This is a genomic window from Hymenobacter agri, assembly GCF_054778495.1.
Genome location: NZ_BAAGZM010000546.1, coordinates 1 through 2,901, shown reverse-complemented (window position 1 = coordinate 2,901; position 2,901 = coordinate 1). Strand labels below are relative to the sequence as shown.

The window sequence follows — 2,901 nt, the reverse complement described above, 5'->3', positions numbered from 1 at the left end:
AGCACCCGCCGCTACCGTAGGGGCGGGGCTCGCCCCCGCCCGGGCGTTGAACGAAACTGTTGAAACGTTGCGAACGGGCGGGGGCAAGCCCCGCCCCTACCTTATCCAGTAACCCCACAATCGTATTTCTCTTTTCCAAATGCCTTTCCTCCGCTCCCTGCCCGTTCTCCTGCTGCTTGCCGGCCCGGCCGTGGCCCAGAGCATTGAGTTCAGCAAAGACAACTTTGGCGACAACAAAGACGGCCTGCGCGAGGCCCAGCGCGAGCTGAAGGCCGGCGAGCAGGAATACTTCGCCGACCCGCCGCGCTACGTGCAGGCCCTGCCGCACCTGCTGGCCGCCCAGGAATTCAACCCCAACAACGCGGCCCTGAATGTGAAGGTGGGCGACTGCTACCTGCACTCGCCCACCAAAACCGCCGCCCTGCCCTACCTGCAAAAAGCAGCCAAGCTCGATGCCAGCGCCGACCCGCGCACCCACTACCTGCTGGCCCGCGCCCTGCACCTGAACGCGAAGTGGCGCGAGGCCATTGCCGAATACCAGCTGGCCCCACCCCTGCCGGCCACCGACCGCCGCAGCGAACCGCCCTACACCGCCGCCGAAGTGCAACGCCACGTGCAGGAGTGCCGCACCGGCCAGCAGCTGATGGCCCATCCCGCGCGCGTATTCATCGACAACGCCGGGCCGGAGCTGAACTCGGCCGGCTCGGACTACGGCCCGGTGGTGTCGGCCGATGAGTCGAGTATTCTGATTACCTCGCGGCGGGCGGGCTCGACGGGGGGCAAGAAAGACCCGGCCACCGACAGCTACTTCGAGGACATTTACCAGGCCAGCTGGCGGGGCAAGGCCTGGAGCCCGGCCGAAAACCTGGGCCCGCCCGTGAACTCCGACGACCACAACGCCACCGTGGGCCTCTCGCCCGACGGCCAGCGCATGCTCGTGTACGTGGGCAGCAATGGCGGCGACCTGCTCGAAACCACCCTCGGCGGGCGCACCTGGGAGAAGCCGCGCCGCCTGAATTCGCGCATCAACACCAGCGCCCACGAAAGCTCGGCTAGCTACTCGCCCGACGGCCGCACCCTGTATTTTGTGAGCGACCGGCCGGGCGGCGCGGGCGGCTCCGACATCTATAAGGTGAGCCTGGAAGGCAACGCACCGCCCGAAAATCTGGGCCCCGTCATCAATACGGCGGGCGGCCAAGAGGGCGCGTTTATGGCCCCGGATGGCAAGACGCTCTATTTCTCGTCGGAAGGCCACAATACGATGGGCGGCTACGACATCTTCAAATCGGTGTGGGAGAATGGCAAGTGGAGTACGCCCGAAAACCTGGGCTGGCCCATCAATACGCCCGATGATGACGTATTTTTCGTGACCTCAGCCTCGGGCCGCCACGGCTACTACAGCAGCGAGCGGCCGGGCGGCCTGGGCGCGAAAGACATCTACCGCATTACCTTTCTGGGGCCCGAAAAGCCGCCCGTGCTCAGCGAGGAAGACCAGCTGCTGGCTTCGCGCCTAGCGCCCATGAAGCAAACGGTGCTGGCGCCGGCGGTGGCCGTGGCCACGGCCCAGGTAACCATTCTGAAGGGCACCGTGACCGATGACGCCACCAAACAGCCGCTCGACGCCGCCATCGACCTCATCGACAATGCCAGCGGCCAGACCATTGCCACCTTCCGCAGCAATGCCACTTCGGGCCGCTACCTCGTGAGCCTGCCCTCGGGCACCAACTACGGCATCGTGGTGCGGCAGGACGGCTACCTGTTTCACTCCGAAAACTTCGACCTGCCCGCCGGCGCGGCCTTTGCCGAAGTGACGAAGGACATTCCGCTGAAGAAGCTGGAGGTGGGCACCGTCATCGTGCTGCGCAACATTTTCTTCGATACCGGCAAGGCCACGCTGCGTCCCGAAAGCACCGCCGAGCTCGAACGCCTGCAAAAGCTCCTCACCGAAACGCCGGCCCTGAAGCTGGAAATGGCCGGCCACACCGACGACGTAGGCGAAGCCGCCATGAACCAAGACCTGAGCCAGCGCCGCGCCCAGGCTGTGGTGGCGTACCTCACGCAGCACGGCATTGCGGCCGCCCGCCTCAGCGCCATCGGCTATGGCGAAACCCAGCCCGTGGCCCCCAACACCACCAAGCTCGGCCGCCAGCTCAACCGCCGCACCGAGTTCAAGGTGACGGCGAAATAACGGCAGAAGATAGAGCGGCGGGAAGAAAGGAAGTTTGTCATGCTGAGCGCAGTCGAAGCATCTTGCGTGCAGCACTAAACCATCCGTGAGAACGAGGCGAGCGAGATGCCTCAGCTGCGCTCGGTATAATGAGTTGCTTTACGCACTCCTCTCTCCCCACCGAGGATTCTTCCGATTTCAACCGGCTTCGCTCCTGACCAATCGGAAACTGTGCTAGCTCCGTCCGGCCCGGCTCTACCTTGCAGCTCCATCTCATCCAGCCCCGGCGCTTTTCCGGTTTGAAACTCCTGCTCCGTTTTTTGTACGTGCGCCGTTTGGGCCTGCTGCTGCTCGGGCTGCTGGCGCTGCTCTTGCTGCTCACGCGGCCGGCGCGGGCGCAGCAGGTATTTCTGCGGCAGTTTGGGCCCACGGATGGGCTGCGCGCCCCGTTCATCTACGCGCTGGCGCAGGACCAGCAGGGCTACCTCTGGCTGGGCACCGGCGACGGGCTGGTGCGCTACGATGGCAGCCGCTTCGTGACGTTTACGCACGCCGATGGCCTGGCCGAAGATTTTGTGGTGAGCCTGCGCGAAGACCCCACCACCGGTGCGCTCTGGGTGGGCCACTACCAGGGCGGCATCTCGGTGAAGCAAACCGCCGGCGGCCCGTTCCGGAAAACCACCCGCGCCGCCGTGCCCAAGGGCCTGCGCCTGCCGGCCGATGGCCCGCTGCTC

General features: G+C 65.5%; 2 protein-coding genes. Both read left to right on the top strand.

What is annotated here, in order from left to right; all coding sequences use genetic code 11:
• Nucleotides 1-139: 139 nt before the first annotated feature.
• A complete protein-coding gene (locus ACYVDE_RS19095) occupies nucleotides 140-2,188 on the top strand; it encodes an OmpA family protein (RefSeq protein WP_460503133.1) in 2,049 nt (682 codons plus the stop codon).
• A 278-nt stretch (nucleotides 2,189-2,466) separates the two neighbouring features.
• On the top strand, nucleotides 2,467-2,901 hold a 435-nt coding region (locus ACYVDE_RS19090), incomplete at its 3' end, for a two-component regulator propeller domain-containing protein (protein ID WP_460503132.1).